At 47.7% G+C, this 1297-nt stretch carries 2 protein-coding genes; both read left to right on the top strand.

Features of this window, described 5'->3' with window-relative positions:
- On the top strand, window positions 1–474 hold a 474-nt coding region (locus A3739_RS20785), incomplete at its 5' end, for a carboxyl transferase domain-containing protein (RefSeq protein WP_304440298.1).
- A 26-nt stretch (window positions 475–500) separates the two neighbouring features.
- On the top strand, window positions 501–1297 hold a 797-nt coding region (locus tag A3739_RS20780), incomplete at its 3' end, for an enoyl-CoA hydratase-related protein (protein ID WP_068502634.1).

Raw genomic sequence — 1297 nt, 5'->3', positions numbered from 1 at the left:
TTCATGGTCGGCAAGTCGTTTGAAGAAGGCGGCATTGCCAAGCACGGCGCAAAGATGGTGATGGCCGTCGCCTGCGCGAAAGTCCCTAAGTTTACAGTCATTATTGGCGGCAGTTTTGGCGCTGGTAATTATGGAATGTGCGGTCGAGCCTATCACCCTCGGTTTTTGTGGATGTGGCCTAACGCGCGCATTTCAGTGATGGGCGGCGAACAAGCAGCAGGTGTGCTTGCTCAAGTAAAGCGCGATAGCATGGCAAAGCGCGGTGAATCTTGGTCTGACGATGATGAGGCGAAACTGAAACAACCTATTATTGATCAATTTGAAAGGCAATCTCACCCCTATTATGCAACAGCTAGGTTATGGGATGATGGCATTATTGAACCCGCGCAAACGCGTGAGGTCCTTGCCATGGCACTATCGGCAAGCATGAATAAAGACATTCAAGACACGCAATTTGGCGTCTTCCGAATGTAAGTTTTTACGAGCATTAGAGTAATACAATGTCAGAGCAATCTGTAATCTTGAAAATAGAGAACCATACGGCGCGTCTCGTGCTTAATCGTCCGGATAAGCATAATGCTTTTGGCGATGAAACAATTGCTTCTTTACTTACTAAGCTTACCGAAGTTGAGCAAAACCCTTCTGTGCGAGTACTCTGCCTGAGTGCAACAGGAAAGAGCTTTAGTGCTGGCGCTGACCTGTCATGGATGAAACGTATGGCCTCACTGGATTACCAGCAAAATCTTGAAGACGCCAAGCAACTCGCATTGTTGATGGAGACGCTTAACACCTTGTCCGTCCCAACCATCGTTAAAATTCAAGGCGCCGCGTTCGGTGGTGCTCTTGGCCTGATTAGTTGCTGTGACATTGCCATCGCGTCTGATAATGCTAAGTTTTGCTTGAGCGAAGTAAAACTAGGTTTAAGCCCTGCAACAATTAGCCCGTATGTCCTCAAAGCGATGGGAGCAAGACGATGCCGTCGCCTATTTCTTACCGCCGAGTTATTTGATGCTCAGCAAGCTGAAAAATGGGGCTTGGTGCATGAAGTCGTAAAGCAAGGTCAACTTGATGACGCGGTCGACAAGGTGCTCCGACAGATTATCAGCAACGGCCCTAAGGCAAGCATCGCAACTAAGAAATTAATAAGGCAAGTTTCCGAATCAGACTTAAACCAAGATAAACAGCATGCGACGGCAGAAATCATTGCCTCACTGCGTGTATCGGAAGAAGGACAAGAAGGCTTAAGTGCATTCTTCGAAAAACGCGCTCCGAGCTGGGTTGATAAGGATTTTGGAGA

The sequence above is a fragment of the Oleiphilus sp. HI0067 genome, from assembly GCF_001635735.1.
Note: the sequence above shows the minus strand (reverse complement) of the source record. Positions and strands in the feature narration are given on the sequence as shown.